27 protein-coding genes and 1 riboswitch are annotated in these 25,595 nt (G+C 60.0%); of the genes, 19 read left to right on the top strand and 8 right to left on the bottom strand.

What is annotated here, in order from left to right; all coding sequences use genetic code 11:
* Nucleotides 1-375: 375 nt before the first annotated feature.
* The 3 genes from brnQ (at nucleotide 376) to ABIA48_RS06450 (ending at nucleotide 3,073) form a co-directional block, all read left to right on the top strand.
* Nucleotides 376-1,689, top strand: a complete 1,314-nt coding sequence (gene brnQ / locus ABIA48_RS06460) for a branched-chain amino acid transport system II carrier protein (protein WP_429487450.1) — start codon at nucleotides 376-378, stop codon at nucleotides 1,687-1,689.
* 245 nt (nucleotides 1,690-1,934) lie between these two features.
* Entirely contained in the window at nucleotides 1,935-2,672 is a 738-nt protein-coding gene (locus tag ABIA48_RS06455) for a DUF599 domain-containing protein (protein WP_310064758.1), read from the top strand.
* A complete protein-coding gene (locus ABIA48_RS06450) occupies nucleotides 2,672-3,073 on the top strand; it encodes an MAPEG family protein (protein ID WP_007984578.1) in 402 nt (133 codons plus the stop codon). Before ABIA48_RS06455 ends, ABIA48_RS06450 begins: the two co-directional genes overlap by 1 nt.
* 67 nt (nucleotides 3,074-3,140) lie before the next feature.
* Here the strand turns inward: ABIA48_RS06450 and ABIA48_RS06445 are convergent, their stop codons facing one another.
* On the bottom strand, nucleotides 3,141-3,395 hold the full coding sequence (locus tag ABIA48_RS06445; protein ID WP_429487449.1) for a hypothetical protein: 255 nt from the start codon (nucleotides 3,393-3,395) through the stop codon (nucleotides 3,141-3,143).
* 158 nt (nucleotides 3,396-3,553) lie between these two features.
* Here ABIA48_RS06445 and ABIA48_RS06440 point away from each other — a divergent pair, with 158 nt between their 5' ends.
* From ABIA48_RS06440 to ABIA48_RS06425, 4 genes are all read left to right on the top strand, one after another.
* Complete coding sequence (locus tag ABIA48_RS06440; protein ID WP_007984574.1) at nucleotides 3,554-4,030, top strand: PaaI family thioesterase; 477 nt, start codon at nucleotides 3,554-3,556, stop codon at nucleotides 4,028-4,030.
* Nucleotides 4,027-4,479, top strand: a complete 453-nt coding sequence (locus ABIA48_RS06435) for a PaaI family thioesterase (RefSeq protein ID WP_007984572.1) — start codon at nucleotides 4,027-4,029, stop codon at nucleotides 4,477-4,479. Before ABIA48_RS06440 ends, ABIA48_RS06435 begins: the two co-directional genes overlap by 4 nt.
* An 81-nt stretch (nucleotides 4,480-4,560) precedes the next feature.
* The gene (gene htpG / locus ABIA48_RS06430; RefSeq protein ID WP_429487448.1) at nucleotides 4,561-6,465 is read left to right on the top strand and encodes a molecular chaperone HtpG; all 1,905 of its coding nucleotides are present in this window, start codon (nucleotides 4,561-4,563) and stop codon (nucleotides 6,463-6,465) included.
* Between the two features lie 67 nt (nucleotides 6,466-6,532).
* On the top strand, nucleotides 6,533-7,261 hold the full coding sequence (locus ABIA48_RS06425; protein ID WP_429487447.1) for a dienelactone hydrolase family protein: 729 nt from the start codon (nucleotides 6,533-6,535) through the stop codon (nucleotides 7,259-7,261).
* A gap of 120 nt (nucleotides 7,262-7,381) precedes the next feature.
* Here the strand turns inward: ABIA48_RS06425 and ABIA48_RS06420 are convergent, their stop codons facing one another.
* The 5 genes from ABIA48_RS06420 to purM form a co-directional block, all read right to left on the bottom strand.
* On the bottom strand, nucleotides 7,382-8,242 hold the full coding sequence (locus ABIA48_RS06420) for a pirin family protein (RefSeq protein ID WP_429487446.1): 861 nt from the start codon (nucleotides 8,240-8,242) through the stop codon (nucleotides 7,382-7,384).
* 62 nt (nucleotides 8,243-8,304) lie between these two features.
* Nucleotides 8,305-8,721 (bottom strand): OsmC family protein, encoded by a 417-nt coding sequence (locus tag ABIA48_RS06415; RefSeq protein ID WP_429487445.1) that lies wholly within the window; start codon nucleotides 8,719-8,721, stop codon nucleotides 8,305-8,307.
* Nucleotides 8,722-8,863: 142 nt separating this feature from the next.
* Complete coding sequence (locus ABIA48_RS06410) at nucleotides 8,864-9,577, bottom strand: DUF3108 domain-containing protein (protein WP_429487444.1); 714 nt, start codon at nucleotides 9,575-9,577, stop codon at nucleotides 8,864-8,866.
* A gap of 8 nt (nucleotides 9,578-9,585) precedes the next feature.
* A complete protein-coding gene (purN, locus tag ABIA48_RS06405) occupies nucleotides 9,586-10,236 on the bottom strand; it encodes a phosphoribosylglycinamide formyltransferase (protein WP_310064773.1) in 651 nt (216 codons plus the stop codon).
* The gene (purM, locus tag ABIA48_RS06400; protein WP_429487443.1) at nucleotides 10,236-11,294 is read right to left on the bottom strand and encodes a phosphoribosylformylglycinamidine cyclo-ligase; all 1,059 of its coding nucleotides are present in this window, start codon (nucleotides 11,292-11,294) and stop codon (nucleotides 10,236-10,238) included. Before purM ends, purN begins: the two co-directional genes overlap by 1 nt.
* 386 nt (nucleotides 11,295-11,680) lie before the next feature.
* On the opposite strand from purM, the gene ABIA48_RS06395 reads away from it, so the two are divergent.
* The 6 genes from ABIA48_RS06395 (at nucleotide 11,681) to ABIA48_RS06370 (ending at nucleotide 17,020) form a co-directional block, all read left to right on the top strand.
* Complete coding sequence (locus ABIA48_RS06395; protein WP_429487442.1) at nucleotides 11,681-12,733, top strand: DUF2066 domain-containing protein; 1,053 nt, start codon at nucleotides 11,681-11,683, stop codon at nucleotides 12,731-12,733.
* Nucleotides 12,734-12,769: 36 nt separating this feature from the next.
* Entirely contained in the window at nucleotides 12,770-13,843 is a 1,074-nt protein-coding gene (locus tag ABIA48_RS06390; RefSeq protein ID WP_429487441.1) for an AI-2E family transporter, read from the top strand.
* Between the two features lie 230 nt (nucleotides 13,844-14,073).
* Nucleotides 14,074-14,778, top strand: a complete 705-nt coding sequence (gene hda, locus ABIA48_RS06385) for a DnaA regulatory inactivator Hda (protein WP_007984552.1) — start codon at nucleotides 14,074-14,076, stop codon at nucleotides 14,776-14,778.
* Between the two features lie 224 nt (nucleotides 14,779-15,002).
* On the top strand, nucleotides 15,003-15,635 hold the full coding sequence (locus ABIA48_RS06380; protein WP_429487440.1) for a C40 family peptidase: 633 nt from the start codon (nucleotides 15,003-15,005) through the stop codon (nucleotides 15,633-15,635).
* 167 nt (nucleotides 15,636-15,802) lie between these two features.
* Nucleotides 15,803-16,339, top strand: a complete 537-nt coding sequence (locus tag ABIA48_RS06375; protein WP_007984549.1) for a C40 family peptidase — start codon at nucleotides 15,803-15,805, stop codon at nucleotides 16,337-16,339.
* 18 nt (nucleotides 16,340-16,357) lie between these two features.
* Nucleotides 16,358-17,020, top strand: coding sequence for a class I SAM-dependent methyltransferase (locus ABIA48_RS06370; protein WP_429487439.1), 663 nt, complete (start codon nucleotides 16,358-16,360; stop codon nucleotides 17,018-17,020).
* 120 nt (nucleotides 17,021-17,140) lie between these two features.
* Here the strand turns inward: ABIA48_RS06370 and ABIA48_RS06365 are convergent, their stop codons facing one another.
* Entirely contained in the window at nucleotides 17,141-18,454 is a 1,314-nt protein-coding gene (locus ABIA48_RS06365) for a PQQ-dependent sugar dehydrogenase (protein WP_429487438.1), read from the bottom strand.
* Between the two features lie 66 nt (nucleotides 18,455-18,520).
* Nucleotides 18,521-19,105, bottom strand: coding sequence for a hypothetical protein (locus tag ABIA48_RS06360; protein WP_429487437.1), 585 nt, complete (start codon nucleotides 19,103-19,105; stop codon nucleotides 18,521-18,523).
* Nucleotides 19,106-19,258: 153 nt separating this feature from the next.
* A riboswitch (cobalamin riboswitch) is annotated at nucleotides 19,259-19,492 on the top strand.
* Nucleotides 19,493-19,574: 82 nt separating this feature from the next.
* Between ABIA48_RS06360 and cobO the strand changes: the two genes are divergently transcribed.
* From cobO to ABIA48_RS06330, 6 genes are read left to right on the top strand one after another with little or no spacing between them, the layout of a single operon-like run.
* A complete protein-coding gene (gene cobO / locus ABIA48_RS06355) occupies nucleotides 19,575-20,186 on the top strand; it encodes a cob(I)yrinic acid a,c-diamide adenosyltransferase (protein WP_007984541.1) in 612 nt (203 codons plus the stop codon).
* The gene (locus ABIA48_RS06350; protein ID WP_429487436.1) at nucleotides 20,183-21,583 is read left to right on the top strand and encodes a cobyrinate a,c-diamide synthase; all 1,401 of its coding nucleotides are present in this window, start codon (nucleotides 20,183-20,185) and stop codon (nucleotides 21,581-21,583) included. Before cobO ends, ABIA48_RS06350 begins: the two co-directional genes overlap by 4 nt.
* Nucleotides 21,580-22,230, top strand: a complete 651-nt coding sequence (gene bluB / locus ABIA48_RS06345) for a 5,6-dimethylbenzimidazole synthase (RefSeq protein ID WP_007984535.1) — start codon at nucleotides 21,580-21,582, stop codon at nucleotides 22,228-22,230. Before ABIA48_RS06350 ends, bluB begins: the two co-directional genes overlap by 4 nt.
* Nucleotides 22,227-23,135 (top strand): adenosylcobinamide-phosphate synthase CbiB, encoded by a 909-nt coding sequence (gene cbiB, locus ABIA48_RS06340; protein WP_429487435.1) that lies wholly within the window; start codon nucleotides 22,227-22,229, stop codon nucleotides 23,133-23,135. Before bluB ends, cbiB begins: the two co-directional genes overlap by 4 nt.
* Nucleotides 23,128-24,120, top strand: a complete 993-nt coding sequence (cobD, locus tag ABIA48_RS06335) for a threonine-phosphate decarboxylase CobD (protein ID WP_429487434.1) — start codon at nucleotides 23,128-23,130, stop codon at nucleotides 24,118-24,120. Before cbiB ends, cobD begins: the two co-directional genes overlap by 8 nt.
* Nucleotides 24,117-25,568, top strand: a complete 1,452-nt coding sequence (locus ABIA48_RS06330) for a cobyric acid synthase (protein WP_007984520.1) — start codon at nucleotides 24,117-24,119, stop codon at nucleotides 25,566-25,568. The genes cobD and ABIA48_RS06330 overlap by 4 nt, the downstream gene beginning before the upstream one ends.
* The last annotated feature ends 27 nt before the right edge of the window (nucleotides 25,569-25,595 follow it).

Raw genomic sequence — 25,595 nt, 5'->3', positions numbered from 1 at the left:
AACAAAGGCCACCTTCGGGTGGCCTTTGTCGTTTCCGGCATTTGTGTTGGCTGTGCTGGCCCCTTCGCGGGCAAGCCCGCTCCCACATTGGAACGCGTACAAAATGTGGGAGCGGGCTTGCCCGCGAAGGCGGACTTACAGACACCAACCATTTATATGCATAAACGCGACACGGAAATGTCGTGTATCGGATAGTTCGCCCTCTAACAGTGCGTTTCTGGTCCAAATTAGTTAGGCTACTCGCCATTTTTGCGTCCGCGGCCCACAAGGCTGCAACGCGCTAAAAGGGTCGGTCTTATACGGACTGACAGCATTTCCCTCACCCATAGGGAAATCCCTCTCTAAATTCCGATTCAGTAGTGTGGTATTTCCTTAATGAAAGTGTTGAAAGGCCAGGACATCCTGGCACTTGGTTTTATGACGTTTGCCCTGTTCGTCGGGGCTGGCAACATCATCTTCCCGCCTATCGTCGGTTTGCAGTCCGGGCCTAATGTCTGGATGGCGGCGCTGGGTTTTCTGGTCACTGCCGTGGGTTTGCCGGTGATCACCGTTGTGGCGCTGGCCAAGGTCGGTGGTGCAATGGATGCGTTGAGCAGCCCGATCGGTAAAGTGGCGGGTGGCTTGTTGGCAGCTGCTTGCTATCTGGCCGTAGGACCGCTGTTCGCGACGCCTCGTACCGCGACAGTATCGTTCGAAGTGGGCCTGGCGCCGCTGACCGGCGAGAGCCCGCTGGCGCTGTTCCTGTACAGCTCGGTTTACTTCCTGCTGGTGTTCTTCATCTCGCTGTATCCGGGTCGTTTGCTGGATACCGTAGGGCGTTTTCTCGCTCCGCTGAAGATCATCGCCCTGGCCGTGCTGGGCATTGCAGCATTCGCCCTGCCGGCCGGTGACGTTGGTCATGCAACCCCTGAATACATGGCGGCCCCGTTTTCCCAAGGCTTCATCAATGGTTACCTGACCATGGATACCCTGGGCGCCCTGGTGTTCGGCATCGTTATCGTTAACGCCATCCGCTCCCGCGGCGTCGAGTCGCCGGCACTGATCACCCGCTACGCGATCATCGCCGGTCTGATTGCCGGTGTGGGCCTGGCGCTGGTGTATGTCAGTCTGTTCCGTCTCGGTTCGGGCAGCCACGAAGTGGCCGCTGGCGCTACCAATGGCGCGGCGGTATTGCACGCCTACGTGCAGCACACCTTCGGTTCGCTGGGCAGCGGTTTCCTTGCCGTGCTGATCTCGCTGGCGTGTCTGGTGACCGCAGTCGGCCTGACGTGTGCCTGCGCCGAGTACTTCAGTCGCGTACTGCCACTGTCCTACAAGACCCTGGTGATTATCCTGGCGGCGTTTTCCCTGCTGGTGTCCAACCTGGGCCTGACCAAGCTGATTGCGTTCTCGATCCCGGTGCTCACCGCGATCTACCCACCGTGCATCGTTCTGGTGGCGTTGAGCTTCTGCAAGGACTTCTGGCATGAGCAGGGTCGTATCCTTGGTCCGGTGATGCTGGTGTCGTTCATCTTCGGCCTGATCGACGCCCTCAAGGGCGCCGGGCTGGCGGACTGGATGCCGACGCAACTGGCGCACCTGCCGCTGAGCGAACAGGGCCTGGCCTGGCTGGTGCCTTCGGTAATGACTCTGGTGGTTGCGGTGGTTTGCGATCGCCTGCTGGGCAAGCGCGAAGAAGCACTGGCTTAAGCTTTACCGGTCCGTCACAAAACAGAAATGCCCCGTATCGATTGATACGGGGCATTTTTTATGGGGTGATGCGGTGTCTTTTCTGTTGCGCTAACGTCGAAGCATTGCAAAACCTGATGTGGGAGCGGGCTTGCTCGCGAAGACGGTGGGTCAGTCAACATCAATGTTCACTGATAAGCCGCCTTCGCGAGCAAGCCCGCTCCCACAGGGATTCGGTACTCCTCTTGCACATCACAAGGACCTGCATGTCGTTCATCCAAGCCAACCTGATCCACATCCTTGCCGCTATCTGGTTCGTTATCTGCTGGGGCGGGTACACCCGCTATGCCACATGGAAAGGCCGTGACACCGCGTGTCTGGCCAGTGTGCTGCACCTGTATCGTGAGGACTGGATGCGCCGCATGCTGCTGCGCGACAACCGCATCGCCGATGCCAGCGTGATCGGCAATCTGGAACGCAATGCTTCGTTCTTCGCCTCCAGTACGTTGATTATCCTGGCCGGTATTCTCACGGTGCTAGGGGCTTCGGAGCGGGCGGTTTCATTGCTGGCGGATATCCCGATGGTGCAACAGGCGTCCCAGGGCATGTCGGAAATCAAGTTGCTGTGCCTGGCGCTGGTGTTTGTCTATGCGTTCTTTACCTTTAGCTGGTGCATGCGTCAGTACAATTTCGCGGCCATCCTGGTGGGCTCGGCACCCATGGTCGGTGAGCGCCATGTCTCGGAGCAGGAGCGTAAAGCCTTTGCGAACCGGGCAGCCCGAGTCATCTCCATGGCCGCCAACCAGTTCAACTTCGGGCTGCGTTCCTACTACTTCGGCATGACCATGCTGGCCTGGTTTGTCAGCCCATGGTTGTTCATGTTGATGAGTGCCGGCGTCGTGTTTGTGTTGTACCGCCGAGAGTTTCATTCCGACGTTCTCGACGTGATGGTCTATACCCCTACAGAGGCGCCATTGCCGGAGGTGATCAAAGAGGCTGCTTGATGAGTATTCCATTCTGGTGCGTGTTTATCAGTGCGGTGTTGATCTATCTGGCGCGAATGCCTGTGTCCAGGGCCATGAAAGAGCAGGGCGGCTACGACAACCACCTGCCGCGCCAACAGCAGATGCAACTCACAGGCTTTGGTGCCCGGGCGGTGGCAGCGCATCAGAATAGTTTCGAAGCGTTCATGTTGTTTGCGGTGGGTGTGTTGATGGCGCATACCACGCAGACGGCGGGATGGCTTATCGATTGTCTGGCGATCATCTTTGTGATTGCGCGGGTTATTTATCTGGTGTGTTACTGGAAAGACCTGGCCTGGCAACGCAGTCTGGTTTGGCTGGTGGGATTAATCTGTTCGTTGTTGCTGATGATTAGTCCGACCTTTCGTACGATTTTGCTCTAACCGCTTTTTTGAAGACAAAAGAAAACCCGCACTTGGCGGGTTTTCTTTTATCACGCTAAAAACCGCATTAGTTCTTAGGTGCTTCCGGAGCGGCCGGCGTAGCCTCTTTCGCCGCTGCTGCGTTCGATTCAGCCTGACTTTTGGCGGCTTCGGCGTTTTCTTTCGCCGCGTCGTTCACTTTATCCTGTGCTTCGTTCATTTTTTGCTGGGCTTGCTCAGCATGTTGGTTAGCATCTTGAGCTTTGTCCTCGGATTTTTTATCGCAGGCAGCGAGACCGAGGGAAGCGGTCAACATCAAGGCAATAGCTAAAGTCTTACGCATGGGGTGTTTCTCCTGATGAAAAGCATCTACTGGCCTTAAGAACCCACGCATCAGGGTTAAGTTCCTTAATTCTTTCAGATATATAAGTTTGCTCTAATGCGGAACTTTTACCCGGACCGCCACTGCACTGTACGGATATAAACAAGAGTTTTTATCAAATGGCTGAAAACCCCGTTTTTGAGCGTGCGATGCGCTTTCTGTCGGCGCTGCGACACTGCCAGGTACTTGGACTACGCGTTCACAGCGCCAGCAGCGAAGGGCTGACGATTGTGTTGCCGTACAGCCCGCAGATCGTCGGCAATCCCGAAACCGGCGTGATTCATGGTGGGGCGCTGACCTCGCTGATGGACACGGCCTGTGGCATGGCGACGCTTTGCGTGCTCCCGGAGTTCGAGGTCTGCCCGACCCTCGATCTGCGCATCGACTACATGCATGCCGCCGAGCCGCATAAAGATGTCTACGGCTTTGCCCAGTGCTATCGCGTCACCACCGACGTGATTTTCGCCCGTGGCTTCGCCTATCAGGATGACCCCGAGCAACCCATTGCCTATGTGATGGGCACTTTCATGCGCATGGGCAAGGGCCTCAAAGGCACCAAGGGCTTTGGTGGCGCGGTTGCCGGAGGTGTGCAATGAGCGAGTCTCTGAAGGAGCAATTGCAAAAGGCCCACGAGCAGGGTGACTACGCCTCGCTGCTGGATTTGATTCCTTATGCCCGGCTGATCGGCGTCGAATGTTCACGGGTGGGAGATGAGCTGCTGTTCAAACTGCCAGCGAACAAGGACAACATTGGTAACCCTTTGTTGCCGGCGATTCATGGTGGTGTGATTGCCGGTTTCATGGAGTTGGCCGCCGCGCTGCACCTGTTGGTGTTTACCGGATCGCCCGGGGTGCCGAAAATCATCGACTTCTCCCTGGATTACCTGCGTGCCGGGCAGTTTCGCGATACCTGGGCCCGATGCCAGGTGTGTCGCCAGGGGCGCCGGGTCGCCAATGTGGCGATTACCGCCTGGCAAAGCACCGAAGCCGAACCCATTGCCACGGCCCGTGCACATTTCAAACTCGAAGAGCCCTTGAAATCCTGAACGGTGCCCCAAACTCTGAGGACAACCCGCCGCCGACCTTCAAGGTCGCGGCTTATGCCATCTGATTGGAGTTTGATGACCATGAGTGTGGAAACTCAAAAGGAAACCCTGGGCTTCCAGACCGAGGTGAAGCAACTGTTGCACCTCATGATCCATTCGCTGTATTCCAACAAGGAAATTTTCCTTCGCGAATTGATCTCGAACGCCTCTGACGCTGTCGACAAATTACGTTTCGAAGCCCTGGCCAAGCCAGAGCTGCTGGAAGGTGGTGCCGAACTGAAAATCCGCGTGAGCTTCGACAAGGACGCTAAAACCGTCACCCTCGAAGACAACGGTATCGGCATGAGCCGCGAAGACGCGATCACCCACCTGGGGACCATCGCCAAATCCGGCACCGCCGATTTCATGAAGCACCTGACCGGCGACCAGAAGAAAGACTCGCACCTGATCGGCCAGTTCGGTGTCGGTTTCTACTCCGCTTTCATCGTCGCCGACAAAGTCGATGTGTTCAGCCGTCGTGCCGGCAGCGCTGCCAGCGAAGGCGTGCACTGGTCGTCCAAGGGCGAAGGTAACTTCGAAGTTGCGACCATCGACAAGGCCGAGCGCGGCACTCGCATCGTCCTGCACCTGAAGTCCGGTGAAGACGAGTTCGCCGATGGCTGGCGCCTGCGCAACATCATCAAGAAGTACTCCGACCACATCGCCTTGCCGATCGAGTTGCCGAAAGAAGTGGCAGCCACCGAGGGCGAAGAGAAGCCGGCCGTTGAATGGGAAACCGTCAACCGCGCCAGCGCCCTGTGGACCCGTCCGCGTACCGAGATCAAGGACGAGGAATACCAGGAGTTCTACAAGCACATCGCGCACGACTTCGAAAACCCACTGAGCTGGAGCCACAACAAGGTCGAAGGCAAGCTGGAATACAGCTCGCTGCTGTACGTGCCGAGCCGTGCACCGTTCGACCTGTACCAGCGTGAAGCGCCGAAAGGCCTGAAACTGTACGTGCAGCGCGTGTTCGTCATGGATCAGGCTGAGTCCTTCCTGCCGTTGTACCTGCGCTTCATCAAGGGCGTGGTCGATTCCAACGACCTGTCGCTGAACGTATCGCGGGAAATCCTGCAGAAAGACCCGATCATCGATTCCATGAAGTCGGCGCTGACCAAGCGCGTGCTGGACATGCTGGAAAAACTGGCGAAGAACGAGCCTGAGCAATACAAGGGCTTCTGGAAAAACTTCGGTCAGGTCATGAAAGAAGGCCCGGCAGAAGATTTCGCCAACAAGGAAAAAATCGCCGGCCTGCTGCGTTTCGCCTCGACCCATGGCGACGATGGCGAGCAGGTTGTTGGCCTGGTCGAGTACCTGGCGCGCGCCAAGGAAGGTCAGGACAAGATCTACTACCTGACCGGCGAAACCTACGCGCAGGTCAAGAACAGCCCGCACCTGGAAGTCTTCCGCAAGAAAGGCATCGAAGTGCTGCTGCTGACCGATCGCATCGACGAGTGGCTGATGAGCTACCTCAGCGACTTCGACGGCAAGAGCTTTGTCGACGTGGCGCGCGGTGACCTGGACCTCGGCAACCTGGACTCGGAAGAGGACAAGAAGGCTGCGGAAGAAGTCGCCAAGGCTAAAGAAGGTCTGGTTGAACGTCTGAAGACCGCGCTGGGCGAATCCGTTGCGGAAGTTCGGGTGTCCCATCGCCTGACCGATTCGCCGGCGATCCTGGCCATCGGCGAGCAGGACCTGGGCTTGCAGATGCGCCAGATCCTCGAAGCTAGCGGCCAGAAGGTTCCGGATTCGAAGCCGATCTTCGAATTCAACCCGGCTCACCCGCTGATCGAGAAGCTCGACAACGAGCAGAGCGACGAGCGCTTCGGCGACCTGTCGCACATCCTCTTCGATCAGGCGGCCCTGGCGGCCGGCGACAGCTTGAAAGACCCGGCGGCGTATGTGCGCCGTCTGAACAAGCTGTTGGTCGAACTGTCGGCTTGACCGTGTTGTAGAAAAACCCGCTTCGGCGGGTTTTTTCATTCTGGTGTTAAAAAATCAGGAGTCAGAAATGAGCCAAATCACTGTACGTTCCGTTGCCTATCAGATTGATGGCCAGGCTTACGAAAGCCGTCTGGCCTTCGATGCCGACCATAAAGGCCCGCGCCCGGGTTTGTTGATGGCGCCGAACTGGATGGGCGTCAGCGCTGGTGCCGAAGAGATCGCCAAGTCGGTGGCATCCAAGGGTTATGTGGTGCTGATCGCAGATCTTTACGGTCAATCGGTTCGTCCGACGAACAATGACGAGGCAGGCGCGGCAATGATGCCGTTGAAGAATGACCGCGCATTGCTGCGCAAGCGCATGCAGGCGGCGTTCGAACAGTTGCAGAGTCAGGGCGAGGTGGCGGTCGATACTTCGAAACTGGCGACCTACGGTTTCTGCTTCGGAGGCTGCTGTGCCCTGGAGTTCGCCCGTACCGGTGCGCCGGTGAAAGCTGCGGTATCGTTCCACGGCACGCTGGACACGCCGAATCCGGCCGATGCGAAGAATATCAAGGGTAAGGTGCTGGTACTTCATGGCGCCTCTGATCCACTGGTGCCGAAGGAGCAGTTGCCAGCGTTCGAAGAGGAAATGAACGCGGCCGGTGTGGACTGGCAGTTACTGAGCTACGGCGGTGCGTTCCATTCGTTCACCGACCCGCATGCCAAGGTACCGGGCATGATGATGTATGACGCGAAGATCGCTGCTCGGGCGTTCACGTCGATGCATAACTTGTTGGATGAAGTGTTCAAGGGTTGATCGTGATTTGGTCGGTGTGAGTGCCGGCCTCATCGCGAGCAAGCCCGCTCCCACATTTGGTCGCGTTCAAATGTGGGAGCGGGCTTGCTCGCGAAGGCGGTTCCACGGGCAACTAAAATCTCAGGGCAATTCGATCCTCTCAACTTCCCCCGGCACCGTCGGCCAGTCCCCGGCCGCCCAGCGTCGGCGCGCTTCATCAATCGCTGCCGGATCGCTCGCGACGAAATTCCAGTTGATCCGCCGTGGCCCGTCCAGTGCTGCGCCGCCAAACAACACCGCGTGACTGTCGCTTTCAGCAAACAGAGTCATCTCCTCCCCGACAGGCAATACCACCAGCGAGTACGGCTCTATCGGCTCGCCATCCAGTTGCACTTCGCCGCTCAATACATACAGCGCACGCTCTTCATGCTCGGTAGGAATCAGCAATGTCGTCGCCGTTTGCAGGTGCAATTCCGCGTACAGCGTAGGAGAAAGCACCGGCACCGGTGATTCCAGGCAAAAGCCTGACCCGGCAATCATGCGAATCTTCACCCCCAGGTTTTCGCTGACCGGCAATGTGGAAGCCGGATGGTGGCTGTAATGCCCCGGACCTTGTTCTTTATCCTTGGGCGAGGCCAGCCAGATCTGCAGACCGTGCATCGTGAAACCGCTTTCTTTGAGGGCCTCAGGCGTGCGTTCCACGTGGGCAATGGCGCTGCCGGCCGTCATCCAGCTGACATCGCCAGTCCCGACCACTTGATCGGAACCGAGGCTGTCCTTGTGCTGGATCTGCCCCTCGAACAAATAAGTGAGGGTGGACAGGCCAATGTGCGGATGCTGGCGGATGTTCATGCCTTTGCCCGGCGGATAACGGGTTTCCAGCATGTGATCGAAGAACACGAATGGCCCGACGCTGCGGCACTTGGCCGATGGCAGTGGACGCAGAATTGGCTGGCCTTCGACATCTTCGGTGCGGGGGCGAATCACGAGTGGAGTGTTCATGGTGCGTTCCAGGCTGAGCGGGTAATGCGTTCGAGCATAACCCGCTTGCGCAGCCCTTGCCGCTATTGGCTGAACGCACCTTCGGACAAATGCGTTTCGATGCTGACTTCAGACGTGGTCATCAGCTTGTGGATCGGGCAGCGATCGGCCACGCGGTGCAGTTCGTCGCGCTGGGCGTCGGTGAGCACGCCCTTGAGGGTCAGTTTGACGTGCAGCGCGTATTTGCCTTTCTGTTCCTGGCTGTTATCGCGCTTGACCTCGACGCCGACACCGGTCAACGGGATGTCCTTCTTCCTGGCATACAGCTTCAGGGTCAGGGCTTTACAGGCACCCAGCGCGGCATCGAAATAATCGTGCGGTTCCGGCGCCGAGCCTTCACCGCCCGCCGTGACGGGCACGTCGGCGAAGAGTTCGTGGTCATCGATTTGTACGCTGTGGCGAAAACCTTCGGCAGAGACAGTGTTGACGGTGACAGTCATGGGAAACCTCGCAGGCGACAGGAAAACTCATTCGATCAAAAAAGACCTTGAAGGTATAGAGCCATTGCGCTTGTCGAGTGTTCCAATTTTCGAGCCCACAAAAAAGCCCCGCCGTGGCGGGGCTTCATGGTATCGATCCGGATCAGCTGCCTTTGACGGCCTTGCCGTTGACCGTGCCGTCCAGGAGCATGATGTTGTACTCCTTGCCGTCGTTTTCGACCTGTTGCAGGCGGACCAGCAGGTAATCCCAGTCCTTGGCGAACCACATCACGGTGATGCGTTTGCTTTGCGTCGGGTCGCGCACGCGCTCAACCTTGATCGCATCGATCTGGCCGGCCTTGGTGTCGACTTTTTCCGAGCCCAGCACGCGGAAGTCGTAGGTGTCGACTTCACCGCCGTCGACCACTTGATAGCTCATGGTCTTTTTGCCGGCGGCGACATCGTGTTGCAGCGCCAGTTGGTAGGTGGACTTGTCGACCATGCCGCGGTTCAGTGGAACCTTGACCGGATCGCCACGATCGGTGCCGGTGACCATCTTGGCGTTCCAGTCGAAATCCAGATCAGCCTTTTTCGCCTTGCCCAGACCACCACGTTCGAAGTGGTACGACTGCGGCAGTAGGGTGTCCTTGTCCAGGGTCAGGGTGCTTTCTTCGGTCAGGCTGGCGATCATCATCGACGCCTTGAAACTCAGTTTCCATTTGCCGTCGCTGGTTTTTTCGAGGCTGCGTTCGGCAGTGCCACTCATGGGCAACTGTTTCCAGTCGGCGGTGTAGCTGGCGGAGAAAGGTTGAAGGTCTGCCGCCTGGGCGAAGGGCAAGGCGAGCAGAGCGCAAGCGAAGAGCAGGGCGCGACGCATAAAATCTCCTAGTTTCGAATCAAGTGGCCGCTGGCCGCGAGTAACTGTCCATCCAGTAAAGCACCTTGCTCGCCGAGGGCCAGACGACCTTCGGCAAACCAGCGTACGGCCATCGGGTAGATCAGGTGTTCCTGAACATGGACCCGCTGCGCCAGACTCTGCGGCGAATCCTGTAACTCTACCGGTATTACAGCTTGTACGACCAGTGGTCCGCCATCGAGTTCCTCGGTGACGAAGTGCACGGAGCAGCCATGCTCGGTGTCGCCAGCCTCCAGCGCTCGCTCATGAGTGTGTAACCCTTTGTATTTGGGTAGCAGCGAGGGATGGATATTGAGCAGGCGACCCTGATAGTGGCGTACGAAGCCAGCGCTGAGAATGCGCATGAATCCGGCCAGTACCACGAGTTTGGGGTTGAAGGCGTCGATCAGTTCGATCAGCGCGGCGTCGAAGGCTTCGCGGCCGTCGAAAGCCTTGTGATCCAGGGTGCGGGTGTCGATACCCGCGTCCCTGGCGCGTTGCAGGCCGTAGGCGTCGGCGCGGTTGGAAATCACCGCAGCGATGCGGACCGGGCTGTCGCCGGTCCGCGTGCTGTCGATCAGGGCCTGCAAGTTACTGCCGGTGCCGGACAACAGCACCACCACATCACAGGTCTGGGACATCAATGAGCCTTGAGGTTCTTCAGTTCAACCTGGGCTGCGCCTTCGGCCGCGGTGGAGATCTGGCCGATGACCCAAGGCTGTTCGCCGGCTTCACGCAGGACGTTCAGCGCGGTTTCAACGTGCTCTTGAGCCACGCAGATGACCATGCCCACGCCGCAGTTCAGCACGCGGTGCATTTCGTTCTCGTCGACGTTGCCTTTCTCTTGCAGCCAGTCGAACACAGCCGGGCGGCTCCAGCTGGCCACGTCAACCACAGCCTGCGCGCCTTTTGGCAGAACGCGAGGGATGTTGTCCAGCAGGCCGCCACCGGTGATGTGGGCCATGGCTTTGACAGCGCCGGTTTCCTTGATCAGCTTGAGCAGCGGCTTCACGTAGATGCGGGTCGGGGCCATCAGCAGGTCAGTCAGCGGCTTGCCGTCGAGCTGGGTGTTTTCGATGTCGACGCCGGAGACTTCGATGATCTTGCGGATCAGCGAGTAGCCGTTCGAGTGCGGGCCGGAAGACGGCAGGGCGAGCAGGGCATCGCCGGCAGCGACCTTGGAACCGTCGATGATTTCGGACTTTTCCACGACGCCGACGCAGAAACCGGCCAGGTCGTAGTCTTCGCCTTCGTACATGCCCGGCATTTCAGCGGTTTCGCCGCCAACCAGCGAGCAACCCGACAGTTCGCAGCCAGCGCCGATGCCGGTCACAACCTGGGCAGCGGTGTCGACGTTGAGTTTGCCGGTGGCGTAGTAGTCGAGGAAAAACAGCGGCTCGGCACCGCACACCACCAGGTCGTTGACGCACATGGCAACCAGGTCGATGCCGATGCTGTCGTGCTTGTTCAGGTTCAGTGCCAGGCGCAGCTTGGTGCCGACGCCGTCAGTACCGGAAACCAGCACGGGCTGCTTGTAGCCGGCCGGGATTTCGCAGAGGGCGCCGAAACCGCCCAGGCCGCCCATGACTTCCGGGCGCGCAGTGCGCTTGGCGACGCTCTTGATGCGTTCGACCAATGCTTCACCGGCGTCGATGTCTACACCGGCGTCCTTGTAGCTCAGGGAGGGTTGCTTGCTCATGATCCAGGCCTTTAGGGGGGGATTTCTGGGTAACGACCGAGTCCGTCGGGAGCGCCGAAACTGCGTAGGCGAGAACCATGCGCGCTATTCGGACACTACCCGGCTGTTGCCGGTCTGCGAAGGCGCGCGATTTTATCAGGCTTGAGCCGCAGCGGCCATCCTCAGGCCGACAGCAGGGCCATATCCGTTCAAAAAAAACCGTTAATGCGCGGTGTCGGTGGCATCCTGCATGGCTGTATAAGGTATCGCGATTAACCGTCTATCGTTATGACAGTGCGAAAACTTACCCGGAACGTGTGAATGTTTTGCGTCGGGCAGTGGTCACAGCCTTGCTCGATCGTCTTCATGCGGTCTGTTCCAGCCGCTCTTGTCGTCAGGAATCCTCCATGCGTTTTTGTAAATTCTTGTTTGTGGGTTGTTTGTCATTGGTCAGCCTGGTCAGTCACGCCGAAACCGTCAAAGGCCTTTACCAGGTGCGCGAGCCGGTGAATGGCCAGTCGCCCGAGGAACGCGACCAGGCGACTCAGCGGGCGCTGGATACATTGGTGTTGCGCCTGACGGGTGACCCGAAGGCGGCACAAAACCCCGGGCTGGCAGCGGTTCGCAAAGACCCGCAACAGATCATCAGCCAATATGGCTTTGATGCCGGGCCGCCGGAAGTGCTGAAAGTCGATTTCGATCCAGGCACCACCGAGCAGGCCTTGCGCCGTGCCGGCCTGGCTATGTGGGGGGCCAATCGGCCGTCGATCCTCGGCTGGTGGTTGAATGATTCCACTGAGGGATCAAGCCTGGTGGGCGACGGCCAGGCCAGCGCGGCGCCGCTGCGTCGGGCTGCCCAGCACCGTGGCTTGCCATTGCGCCTGCCATTGGCGGACCTGAACGAACAGATCGTTGCCACCGCGCCAAATCTGGAGGGCGCAGATCCTGCGCCTTTGCATGCTGCATCGGAACGCTACAGCGCCGACGCATTGCTCGCGGTACACGCCCGGGAAGAGGGCGGGCAATGGCAGGCCAAGTGGCGTCTGTGGCTGGGCGATCAGAAAGAGGCTGGCAGCGTGCAGGGCGCCGATCAGGCTGCCGTGGCCGATGCGGTGATGCTGGCAGTCAGCGAGCGCCTGGCGCCGCGGTTTGTCGCCAGGCCGGGTGCTTCGAGTGAGCAATTGCTGGAAGTGCAAGGCATGAATCTTGAGCACTACGCGTCCCTCGGGCGTTTACTGGAGCCCTTTGGCGGGCGCGTGCAAAGTGTCGAGGGCGACCGGATTCTCTACCGGGTCAATGGCAGCGTCGAACAGCTGCGTGCACAACTGTCGCTGGCGAGGCTCCAGGAGGCGCCGGCGGGTCAGGCACCTGCCCCGGCAGCGCCTGTTCAGCCTGCCACCGGCGGTTCGGTGCCCGCCGCAGCACCGCCCCCAACCCCGCAACTGCGTTTTCGCTGGTAGTTTTTCTTTCTTTATATAGAAGCAATGGAGTGGTTCATGGCCGATACGCGGCGTTGGTTCTGGCTCGGCGGGTTGGTCCTGCTTTGTGCGTTTGTCTGGTTGTTGCATCCGATCCTGACGCCGTTCCTGGTGGCGCTGTTGTTGGCCTATCTGTTCGACCCGCTGGTGGATCGACTGGAGAAGGTGGGTTTGTCTCGAACCTGGGGTGTAGTGGCGGTGTTTACGCTATTTACTTTGATCCTCACCGCGCTGCTGTTGGTATTGGTGCCACTGCTCGCCAGGCAGTTGTTTCGTCTGTATGAGCTGGCCCCGCAGATGCTCGACTGGCTACAGCACACGGCGTTGCCTTGGGCACAATCGAAGTTCGGCTTGTCGGAAGGTTTCTGGAAGTTCGACAAGCTCAAGGCCGCCATCAGCGAGCATGTGAGTCAGACCACCGATGTTGTCGGTGTGGTGCTGAGTCATGCCACTGCCTCGGGGTTGGCGTTGATTGGCTGGTTGGCGAATCTGGTGTTGATTCCGGTGGTGAGTTTCTACCTGTTGCGGGATTGGGATTTGATGATGGCCAAGATCCGCAGCCTGCTGCCCCGCGAACGTGAAGAGCGCGCGGTATTGCTGGCAGGTGAATGCCATGAAGTGCTCGGCGCGTTCGTTCGCGGACAGTTGCTGGTGATGGTGGCCTTGGGGGTGATCTACGCGGCAGGCTTGATGCTGGTCGGGTTGGAGCTGGGCTTGTTGATTGGCCTGATTGCCGGTCTGGCGGCGATCGTGCCGTATATGGGGTTTATCATCGGTATTGGCGCGGCGCTGATTGCGGGGTTATTCCAGTTCGGTGGCGATCTTTACCCGATGCTCGGCATTGTCGCGGTGTTCATGGTCGGCCAGGCACTGGAGGGTATGGTGCTGACGCCGTTGCTGGTCGGTGACCGGATTGGCCTGCACCCGGTGGCGGTGATTTTCTCGATTATGGCGGGTGGTGAGCTGTTTGGCTTTACTGGCGTGCTTCTGGCGTTGCCGGTCGCGGCGGTGATCATGGTGCTTGTGCGCCATGTGCATGATTTGTATAAGGATTCTGAAATTTACGGAGGTGTCGACGAGCCGGAGCTATAAGGGGCGTCGATTGGCGATGGCGGGCTGCCGGGGTTCGTGCCAGATCAGCCTGCTTGTTTCACGCGACGGTCACATGCACCGCCAAAGAAACTGTCACAAAACCAGTGTGTTAACGCAAACCTTTGATTTTGCTTGTGGTCTGTCGCATTGTGCGGTCCGCTTCACGGGTATAAACTTCGCAAACTTTACACAGAGGCCACTAACGGTTCCTTTGGAACTGTTCAGTCAGCATGAAACCGATTCAGCTGCCCCTAGGTGTGCGTCTGCGTGACGACGCCACCTTTATCAACTACTACCCAGGCGCCAATGCCGCTGCACTCGGCTATGTCGAGCGGCTGTGCGAAGCCGACGCCGGGTGGACCGAGAGCCTGATTTACCTCTGGGGCAAGGACGGGGTAGGGCGCACGCATCTGTTGCAGGCCGCTTGCTTGCGTTTTGAACAGTTGGGTGAGCCGGCGGTGTACCTGCCGTTGGCCGAGTTACTCGATCGCGGTATCGAAATTCTCGACAACCTCGAACAGTACGAACTGGTCTGCCTGGATGATTTGCAAGTGGTTGCCGGGCGAGCGGATTGGGAAGAGGCGCTGTTCCATCTGTTCAATCGCTTGCGTGACAGCGGCCGACGGTTGCTGATTGCCGCGTCGACATCCCCCCGCGAGTTACCGGTGAAGCTGGCGGACCTCAAATCGCGCCTGACCCTGGCCTTGATCTTCCAGATGCGTCCGCTCTCCGACGAGGACAAATTGCGTGCCCTGCAATTGCGCGCTTCCCGTCGTGGTTTACACCTGACCGACGAAGTCGGGCATTTTATTTTGACTCGCGGTACCCGCAGCATGAGTGCGCTGTTCGAGCTGCTTGAGCGTCTCGATCAGGCCTCCCTTCAGGCTCAGCGCAAGCTGACAATCCCGTTTTTGAAAGAAACCCTGGGCTGGTAGAACCCGCTTGAACTGGGGCTCTGACGGGTTTTGGCATATTTCAGACGCCAGAAAACCCGCTTTCCTGCACGGTTGCAGGCTGCGTGTATGTTTCAAAATGGGCTTAAGCGCTTAGATGTAAACGAGAAATCGGAAAGTCACAAAAACATCGATTGAATTTGCAAATGAGGTTGATAGCGGGCATAGTCTCGGCTTCTTTACAACCTTCAGCCACGGTCGTGCCCATGCTAAATCGCTTCGCACCCCTCGTGCCTCTCGCACTCGTTACCCTGTTGTTCGGTTGCGCTGCCCACACTCCGGTGTCTCAGCAAGAGCAGCAACAGCAGGTTCAAAACTCCGCTACTGCCCAATCTTCCGCTTTTTACCAGGAAGAACTGGCTACCGAAAAAGAGCTCGCAGACTTCGCCGGTGGCAAGTCCTACCAGCTTCCGGTCCTGGCCGACAGCATCCTCGAACGTGGCATGTCCCTGATCGGTACCCGTTACCGTTTCGGCGGTACTTCTGAAGCCGGCTTCGATTGCAGCGGTTTCATCGGCTACCTGTTCCGCGAAGAAGCGGGCATGAACCTGCCACGCTCCACCCGCGAAATGATCAACGTGGACGCTCCGCTGGTCTCGCGCAGCAAGCTGGAACCGGGCGACCTGCTGTTCTTCGCAACCAATGGTCGTCGCGGCCGTGTCAGTCATGCCGGGATCTACCTGGGTGACAACCAGTTCATCCACTCCAGCAGCCGCCGTAGCGGTGGTGTGCGAATCGATAGCCTGGGCGACAGCTACTGGAGCAAGACCTTCATCGAAGCCAAGCGCGCCCTGGCAATGGCACCCAACGCCTCGCCAATCGTTACCGCACGTAAATAAGCGGACACTTTATAAGGCGAACTTAAAGTCTTACTTGAAGTTTGCAGCATAGCCGCTAGAATCCTGATGTATTAATGATGGCAAACCGCCTGCGTCACGCGCAGGCGGTTTTCTTTTCTGCACTCCCGGCAGGAAAAACGCCGCAGCCTGATCAGGATGCTCTGCTTATGACGACGTCGGCTCGCCTCGCAATCATGTTCTTCGCCGCGCTGCTCAGTGCCTGCGCCAGCCGCACACCGCCTCCTGCGCCGGTGGTTCGCGCTCCCATCGTATTTGGCTCCTCACAAGCTTTTTCGCCCGAGGCGGAAGACGTGCTGTTTCGTGCGCTCGGCCTGGTGGGTACACCTTATCGCTGGGGTGGCAACACGCCGGATTCCGGATTTGATTGCAGTGGTTTGATCGCTTACGTGTACCGCGATGTCGCCGGCATTTCCTTGCCGCGCACCACTCGCGAGATGATCTCGATGCAAGCGGCGAGTGTGGGCAAGGAAGGCCTGCAAACCGGTGACCTGATTTTCTTCGCCACCAATGGTGGTTCCCAGGTCAGTCATGCCGGTATCTACGTGGGAGAAGGACGTTTCGTCCACGCACCAGCCACCGGCGGCACTGTGAAGCTCGATAGCCTGTCCAAAGCCTATTGGCAAAAGGCTTATCTGAGCGCAAAACGTGTTCTGCAGCCTGAACATTTGGCGCGCAATCCATAACTTCCGGAGCTGGTTGTCATGACTGCTCGCACGCTCAATCTCGACGATGCCCTGTACCAATACCTGCTCGATGTTTCCCTGCGCGAAACGCCACTGCTCAAGCGCTTGCGCGATGAGACCCAGGCGCTGCCGATGGCGCGTTGGCAGGTGGCGCCCGAGCAGGGACAGTTTCTCGCTTTGCTGGTGAAGCTGACAGGGGCGAGGCGCTTGCTCGAGGTCGGCACCTTTACCGGTTACAGCGCGCTGTGCATGGCGGCAGCATTACCCGCTGACGGTTCGCTGATTTGCTGTGATATCGCCGGCGACTACAACGCCATCGCGCGACGGTACTGGCAAGAAGCAGGGCTCGCCGGGCGGATTGACCTGCGTCTGGCTCCGGCACTGGAAACCCTGGCCGAGCTTGAGCGACAAGGGCAGGGCGAGTCGTTCGACCTGGTATTCATCGATGCCGACAAGGCCAACTACCCAGGTTATCTGGAACACGCCCTGCGTTTGCTGCGGGTCGCAGGGCTGGCGGTATTCGATAACACCCTGTGGAGCGGGCGCGTACTCGAGGCCAGTCCCGAGAGTGCAGACACCCGAGCGATCCAGGCGCTCAACCGAGCCTTGAAAGACGATGCGCGGGTGGATCTGTCGTTGTTGCCGTTGGGTGATGGGCTCACTCTCTGTCGCAAACGCTGAACCCTGTGGGAGCGGGCTTGCTCGCGAAAGCTGATTGACAGTCAACATTGATGTTGAATGTTATGACGCCTTCGCGAGCAAGCCCGCTCCCACATTGGGTAGAGGTTGGCAGTTGGGCGTTTATTTAGCCGCCGAAACCCGCCACACCTTGTTCCCCACATCATCGGCCACCAGCAGGTCGCCTTGCTGGTCGATCACCACGCCTACCGGGCGACCCATCGCTTGTTCCTTGTCGTTGAGGAAGCCGGTGAGCACGTCAACCGGTTTTCCCACAGGTTTGCCGGTGCTGAACGGCACGAAAATCACTTTGTAGCCGCTGTGGGGTTTGCGGTTCCACGAGCCGTGCTGACCGATGAATGCCCCTTGCGTGAAAGGCGCCGGCAGCTTGCTGTTTTCGGCGAAGGTCAGGCCAAGGGATGCCGTGTGCGGGCCGAGCGCGTAGTCCGGGGCAATGGCCTTGGCCACCAGGTCCGGGTTTTGCGGCTCGACGCGAATGTCGACATGCTGCCCGTAGTAACTGAACGGCCAGCCATAGAACCCGCCGTCCTTCACCGAGGTGATGTAGTCCGGCACCAGGTCGCTGCCGATTTCATCCCGTTCGTTGACCGCGGTCCACAGCGCGCCACTGTGCGGTTCCCACGCCATGCCGTTGGGATTGCGCAGGCCGGAGGCGAATATGCGATGCTGGCCGGTGGCACGATCCACTTCCCAGATCGCTGCGCGACCTTCTTCCTTGTCCATGCCGTATTCGGCGACGTTGCTGTTGGAGCCCACGGTGACGTAGAGCTTGCTGCCGTCCTTGCTGGCGATGACGTTTTTGGTCCAGTGGTGGTTCAGCGGGCCGCCGGGCAAATCGACCACTTTGACGGGTTGCGACTTGATCGCCGTGTCGCCGGTTTCATAGTGGAATCGCAACAAGCGATCAGTATTGGCAACGTACAGATTTTTGCCGACCAGTGTCATGCCAAACGGCGAGTTGAGGTTTTCCAAAAACACGGTTCGGGTTTCCGCGATGCCGTCGTGATCCTTGTCCCGTAGCAACGTGATGCGGTTCGGGCTGGGCACGGTAGAGCCGGCACGCCCCATGACTTTCTTCATGACCCAACCGCGAATGCCATTACCGTCTTCGGGTTTGGGTGGTGCGGCGGTTTCCGCCACCAGCACATCGCCATTGGGCAGCACATAAAGCCAGCGCGGGTGATCCAGGTGTTCGGCAAAAGCGGCCACTTGGGTGCCATTGGCAGCGATGGGCTTTGCACCCTCCGGCCAGCCAATGGCAGGTGCAATGTTCACGGTCGGAACCAGGGTCTTGTTGGGTTCTGGTAGTTGAGGTGACGGGCCGGTGCCGTCGGAGACTTGCAGCCTGGAGGTCTCGCCACAAGCGGCGAGCCCTCCGCAGAGCGCGATAACGAGAACGAGCGGGGGCGTGCGCATGCTGATGTTCCCTATGAATGCCTTGTTCTAATCATAGAGAAGCATAGCCATCCGATGGTTCAACCCTTAGCCGCGTGCTTCCTTGAACAGAACCGCAATGCCGGGGTGATAGTTGCCGGCTTCGTTGCGCAACTTGCGATAGGCGTAAGGGAAATACCAGGCCACAGCGCAGGTGTGTTCCTTCTGCAGGTCGTCGACCATGTCCTGGAGTTCTTCCGGCGTGGCGCCTTGCTGGGCTTTTTGCGGGGCGACGAACAGGCAGCCGAGCTTCAGGTCGCTGGCATGGCTCACTCGCTTTGCGTCGCTGGCGATATCGAGCAGGGCCTGGGTCAGATTGAGACTGTTGACCCGTGGCCAGCGCTGGCTGGTCTGGATGTAGGCGCGGGTTTCGGGCGAGGCGAGGAACAGGTCGGCGCGGCTGTTGCGTTCGCCTTCTTCGGTCTGTTTACGGGTTGGTGTCTGTTGCAGCGTGACCATCTCGGCCATCCAGGCTGCGGCAGACAGCAATCCGAGATTGGCTTTTTCGTCGTGCCAGTACGGTGTGTCGCCATCACCGCGGACGGCGTTATAGCGGTCGATGCATTCGAACCAGTGCTCGAGCACCGGGCGCAGGAATTCCAGCTTTGGATTGCTGATGATCATGCCTTGCATGGGCTCACCCTTGTTATTGTGTTGTGGGGTTGTGGCTCTTTGATATCACTGCTGAGAGCGTGGCACAAGATTGGCGTCAGTTTATTGATTGACAGCAGTTATTCGGCAGGTGGCCTCCCGGCTTTAATTGACGCTCCACCCCCAACCCTCTAACCTTCGCGGCTTGTTTCAGGTGCTCTGTGGCTTGGGTCGACAGAGTGAAACAGGGAAGCCGGTGAGTGAGTTCTTCTTCTAGTCGAAGGCCCGCAATTCCGGCGCTGCCCCCGCAACGGTAAATGAGTGAAAACTGTGTCTGGTGCCACTGTGTCGATTTGATGCGGGAAGGCGCACAGTCTGGCCCCGCGGCCACTCATGAGCCCGGAGACCGGCCTGATTCATCCAGCGGCATCACGGTGGGCGATGCCAGGCTTTTTGCCTTCTATTGTTGTGCCTGCCCGCCGTTATTCCAGCCTCAACGGAGAGCTCCCCCATGACTGATACCCCCGATCGTGACGAACGCCACCTGGCGCGCATGCAGCGCAAAAAAGCCGTGATCGACGAGCGCATCGCCAATTCGCCGAACGAGTGCGGCCTGTTGCTGGTGCTGACCGGCAACGGTAAAGGCAAGAGCAGTTCGGCCTTCGGCATGCTCGCCCGCGCCATGGGGCACGGTATGCAATGCGGCGTAGTGCAGTTCATCAAGGGCCGCAACAGTACGGGCGAAGAGTTGTTCTTCCGACGCTTTCCCGAGCAGGTGCGCTTTCACGTGATGGGCGAAGGTTTTACCTGGGAAACCCAGGATCGTCAGCGCGATATCGCCGCCGCCGAAGCCGCCTGGGCGGTGTCCCGGGAACTGTTGCGCGATCCGTCCATCGGTCTGGTGGTGCTGGATGAGCTGAACATCGCCCTCAAGCACGGCTACCTCGATCTCGATCAGGTGCTCAGCGACCTGCAGGCCCGACCGCCGATGCAACACGTGGTGGTCACCGGTCGTGCCGCCAAACCGGAAATGATCGAGATGGCCGACACTGTCACCGAAATGGGCATGATCAAACACGCCTTCCAGGCCGGGATCAAAGCGCAGAAAGGCGTCGAGCTGTGAACACGCCTCGTCATTGCCCGGCGGTACTGATTGCCGCGCCGGCCTCCGGCCAGGGCAAGACCACCGTCACCGCGGCGCTGGCCCGATTGCATCGCAATCAGGGGCGCAAGGTTCGCGTATTCAAGTGCGGTCCGGACTTTCTCGATCCGATGATCCTCGAACGTGCCAGCGGTGCGCCGGTGTATCAACTGGACATGTGGATGGTCGGCGAGCAGGAAAGTCGCCGGCTGCTGTGGGAAGCCGCCGCTGAAGCCGACCTGATCCTTATCGAAGGCGTCATGGGGCTGTTCGACGGCACGCCGTCGAGCGCCGATCTGGCGCGACATTTCGGTGTGCCGGTGCTGGGTGTGATCGATGGCACCGCCATGGCCCAGACCTTTGGCGCACTGGCCTTGGGGCTGGCGCGTTATCAGCCGGACTTGCCGTTCGCCGGGGTGCTGGCCAATCGTGTCGGCACGCTGCGCCACGCGCAACTGCTCGAAGGCAGCCTGACGGAAGGTTTGCGCTGGTACGGCGCGCTGTCCCGGGAAACCGGGATCGAATTGCCGAGCCGACACCTGGGGCTGGTGCAAGCCAGTGAGTTGAACGATCTTGACCTGCGCCTCGATGCGGCAGCCGATGCCCTGGCCAGCAGTTGCGAGGTCGCGCTGCCACCGGCAGTCGAGTTTGCCGCCCCCGATGCCATCGTCGTCGAACCGCTGCTGGCCGGTGTGCGCATTGCTGTCGCCCGTGACGAAGCCTTTGCGTTCACCTACGGCGCGAGCCTGGATTTGCTGCGGGCGATGGGTGCCGAGCTGTCGTTCTTTTCGCCGATCCGCGACAGTGCGTTGCCGGAGGCGGACAGCCTGTATCTGCCGGGTGGTTACCCGGAACTGCACCATGTCGCACTGGCACAAAACACCGCGATGCTCGAGGCGATCCGCGCGCACCACGCCGCCGGCAAACCCTTGCTCGCCGAGTGTGGCGGCATGCTGTATCTGCTCGACGCCCTGACCGATGTCGAGGGCACTCGTGCCGAACTCGTTGGCTTGCTGGCCGGCGATGCGGTCATGCAAAAGCGTCTGGCAGCGCTGGCGTTGCAAGCGGTGGAACTGCCGGAAGGTTCGCTGCGCGGGCACACCTATCACCATTCGCTGACCACTACTGAACGGGTGCCGATTGCCCGTGGCACGAGCCCTAACGGCGGGCGTGGAGCAGAGGCGGTTTACCGTGACGGGCGGATGACCGCCTCCTACGTGCACTTTTATTTTCCGTCCAATCCCACGGCGATTGCCGCGCTGTTTGCGCCGAGCCTTGAGGCCGCTTTCGCGAACAAGCCCGCTCCCACAGGGGATCGCGTTTCTTCAAACAGCTCACTTTTAAATGTGGGAGCGGGCTTGCCCGCGAAGAGGCCATGACCGACAACGCATTCTCCGAAGTCGAGCGCGCAGCGGTCTACCGCGCCATCGCTGAACGCCGCGACATGCGCCACTTCAGCGGCGGTACGGTCGAGCCCGAATTGCTGCGACGTCTGCTCGAGGCCGCGCATCAGGCGCCGAGCGTGGGCTTGATGCAGCCTTGGCGCTTCATCCGCATCAGCGATCGCGCCTTGCGTGGGCAAATCCAGGCCCTGGTGGAAGAAGAGCGCATTCGCACCGCCGAGGCTCTCGGCGAGCGCAGCGATGAGTTCATGAAGCTCAAGGTTGAAGGTATCAGCGATTGCGCCGAGGTGCTGGTCGCCGCACTGATGGACGACCGCGAGCGGCATGTCTTCGGGCGCCGCACCTTGCCGGAAATGGACATGGCTTCGTTGTCCTGTGCGATCCAGAACCTGTGGCTGGCGTCCCGCGTGGAAGGGCTGGGCATGGGCTGGGTGTCGCTGTTCGAGCCGCAAGCCCTGGCCGATCTGTTGAAGTTGCCACCCGGAGCCAAACCGCTGGCGGTGCTGTGCCTGGGGCCGGTGAGGGAGTTCTATCCGGCGCCGATGCTGGTACTCGAAGGCTGGGCGCAGGCGCGTCCGCTGCAGGAATTGCTGTACGAAAACTTTTGGGGAGTGAGTCAATGAGTATGGCGTTGTTGAGTGTCGCCGCGGTTGCGCTGGATGCGCTGCTGGGCGAGCCCAAGCGCTGGCATCCGCTGGTGGCGTTCGGCCGTTTTGCCGAGCGCATCGAGCAACGTTTCAACGGCGGCGGTCGAGGCTGGCGCAGCCATGGCGTCACCGCGTGGGTGATCGCCGTGCTGCCGCTGGTGCTGTTGGTCACGGCATTCTCCTGGGCGCCGTACGTTGGCTGGATCGTCGAGATTCTCGCGCTCTATAGCGCCCTGGGCATGCGCAGCCTCGGTGAGCATGTCACGCCTGTAGCCACGGCCTTGCGCGGGGATGATCTTGATGAAGCACGCAAACGCGTGAGTTATCTGGTCAGTCGTAAAACCAGTGATCTGGATAAAACCGAAGTCGCCCGTGCCGCCACCGAGTCGGTACTGGAAAACGGCAGCGATGCGGTGTTCGCGGCGTTGTTCTGGTTTGCCGTGGCCGGCGCGCCGGGCGTGGTGCTCTACCGTCTGAGCAATACGCTGGATGCGATGTGGGGCTATCGCAACGAGCGATTCGAACGCTTCGGCTGGGCGGCGGCAAAGATCGACGACGTCCTCAATTACATTCCTGCGCGTCTGGTGGCGCTGACTTACGCGCTGCTGGGTAAAACCCGTCTGGCGTTGAAATGCTGGCGCACCCAGGGGCCGACCTGGGACAGCCCGAACGCCGGTCCGGTGATGGCGGCAGGGGCGGGTGCCCTTGGCGTCGAATTGGGTGGGGCGGCAATTTATCATGGTGAACTGCATCAGCGTCCGCAGTTGGGTGAAGGTGCGCCGGCGGATGCCGACTCCATTGACCGGGGCTGGCAGTTGGTCCAGCGCGGGGTCTGGTTATGGCTGCTGATTCTCTGCATAGGAGCCGAATTTTATGCTTGAGCACGGTGGACGATTGCGCAAGGCAGCGCTCGAATACGGCATAGATGAAGCCGAGTGGCTGGACCTGTCGACGGGCCTTGCGCCCTGGCCGTTCCCGGTGCCGGAGATTCCGCTGCGGGCCTGGGCCCGTTTGCCGGAGGCGGACGATGGTCTGGAGCAGGCCGCCTGCGATTACTACGGCACCTTGCAGGCATTGCCGGTGGCTGGCTCGCAAATGGCGATTCAACTGCTGCCGCGATTGCGTCGGGCGGGCAAGGTCGGCGTGCTGTCGCCGTGTTATGCCGAGCACGCCGAAGCGTGGCGTCGCGACGGCTACATCGTGCGCGAAGTGCTGGAGCATGAAGTCGACTTCTTTATCGACAGTCTCGACGTGCTGGTGGTGGTCAATCCGAACAATCCCACGGGCCTGAGCCTGACGCCCAGTCGCCTGCTCGACTGGCACACGCGGCTGGCCCAGCGCGGTGGCTGGCTGGTGGTGGACGAAGCGTTCATGGATAACACGCCGCAACTGAGCCTGGCGCCGTTTGCCCATCAAGTCGGATTGATCGTATTGCGCTCGTTCGGCAAGTTTTTCGGCCTGGCCGGTGTGCGCCTGGGGTTTGTGCTGGCCGAGCGCAAGTTGCTCAAGCTGCTGGCTGAACAAGTGGGGCCGTGGGCCGTCAGCGGGTCAACCCGGGTAGTGGGCCAGGCCTGTCTGCGCGATACCGAAGGGCAGGCGCGGCAACGGGTGCGCACCGAAGCGGCCAGCGAGCGCCTGGCGTCGTTGCTGGAACAACACGGCTTCAAGCCCGAAGGCGGTTGCGCGCTGTTCCAGTGGCTGATCACCGAACGCGCCGAAGAACTGCATGAATTCATGGCCCGGCGCGGCATTCTGCTGCGGTTGTTCACGCACAACAGCAGCCTGCGATTCGGCTTGCCCGGTGATGAAATCGCCTGGGTGCGACTGACGCAGGCGTTCGAAGATTTCGCCAAGGAAAACCAATGACCACGCTGATGGTGCAGGGCACCACATCGGATGCCGGTAAAAGTACGCTGGTGACCGCGCTGTGCCGTTGGGTCACGCGTCAGGGTGTCAGAGTGGTGCCGTTCAAGCCACAGAACATGGCCCTCAACAGTGCGGTGACCGCCGATGGTGGCGAGATTGGCCGCGCCCAGGCGGTACAGGCCCAGGCCGCACACCTCGAACCGCACACCGACATGAACCCGGTATTGCTCAAGCCCAACAGTGACACCGGTGCCCAGGTGATCATCCATGGCCGAGCCGTCACGACCATGAACGCCGTCGCCTATCACGACTACAAAACCATCGCCATGCAAGCGGTGCTGGCCTCCCATGAGCGCTTGAGCACGGCGTATCCGCTGGTGATGGTCGAGGGCGCGGGCTCTCCGGCGGAAATCAACTTGCGGGCCGGCGACATCGCCAACATGGGCTTTGCCGAAGCGGTGGATTGCCCGGTGGTGTTGATCGCCGATATCAATCGCGGCGGGGTTTTCGCCCATCTGGTGGGGACCCTCGAGCTGCTGTCACCGAGCGAACAGGCGCGGGTCAAAGGGTTCGTCATCAATCGTTTTCGCGGCGACATCGCGTTGTTGCAGCCCGGTCTCGACTGGCTTGAAGCGCGCACCGGCAAACCGGTGATCGGTGTGCTGCCGTACGTGATGGACCTGCACCTGGAGGCCGAGGACGGTATCGATCAACGCCAGACCGATAAAGCCGAACAGGTGCTGAAAGTGCTGGTGCCGGTGCTGCCGCGCATCAGCAATCACACCGATTTCGATCCACTGCGCCTGCATCCGCAGGTAGACCTGCAATTCATTGGCCCCGGCCAGGCGATTCCCCCCGCCGACCTGATCATTCTTCCTGGCTCGAAAAGTGTGCGCAGCGACCTTGCGCACCTGCGGGCCAACGGTTGGGAAACCGCCATCGCCCGGCATCTGCGTTATGGCGGAAAACTGCTGGGGATCTGTGGTGGCCTGCAGATGCTCGGCGAGCAAGTGCATGACCCCCTGGGCCTCGAAGGTACACCGGGTTCCAGCGCCGGCCTGGGTCTGCTGGCGTTCCAGACCCAGCTCGAACAAGAGAAGCAGCTGCGCAATGTGCGTGGCCGCCTGGCGCTGGAAGATGCGCCGGTATCAGGCTATGAAATTCATGCTGGCGTGACCTCCGGGCCAGCGTTGGAAAACGCCGCCGTGCAACTGGATGACGGCCGCTGTGATGGTGCGCAAAGTGCTGACGGGCAGATTTTCGGCACCTACCTGCACGGCCTGTTCGAATCGCCGGCGGCGTGCAGCGCGTTGCTGCGCTGGGCCGGTTTGCAGGATGTGCAGGCCGTGGATTACCACGCCTTGCGCGAGCGTGATATCGAGCGGCTGGCGGATCTGGTGGAGAAGCATCTGGATACCGGGCTATTGCGGCGGCTCTGCGGGATTTGAGGTGAAAGCTCTGGCCTCTTCGCGAGC

This window comes from Pseudomonas sp. S30_BP2TU TE3576 (genome assembly GCF_050436025.1).
Classification (GTDB): domain Bacteria; phylum Pseudomonadota; class Gammaproteobacteria; order Pseudomonadales; family Pseudomonadaceae; genus Aquipseudomonas.
This window is presented reverse-complemented; position numbering and strand designations above follow the sequence as displayed.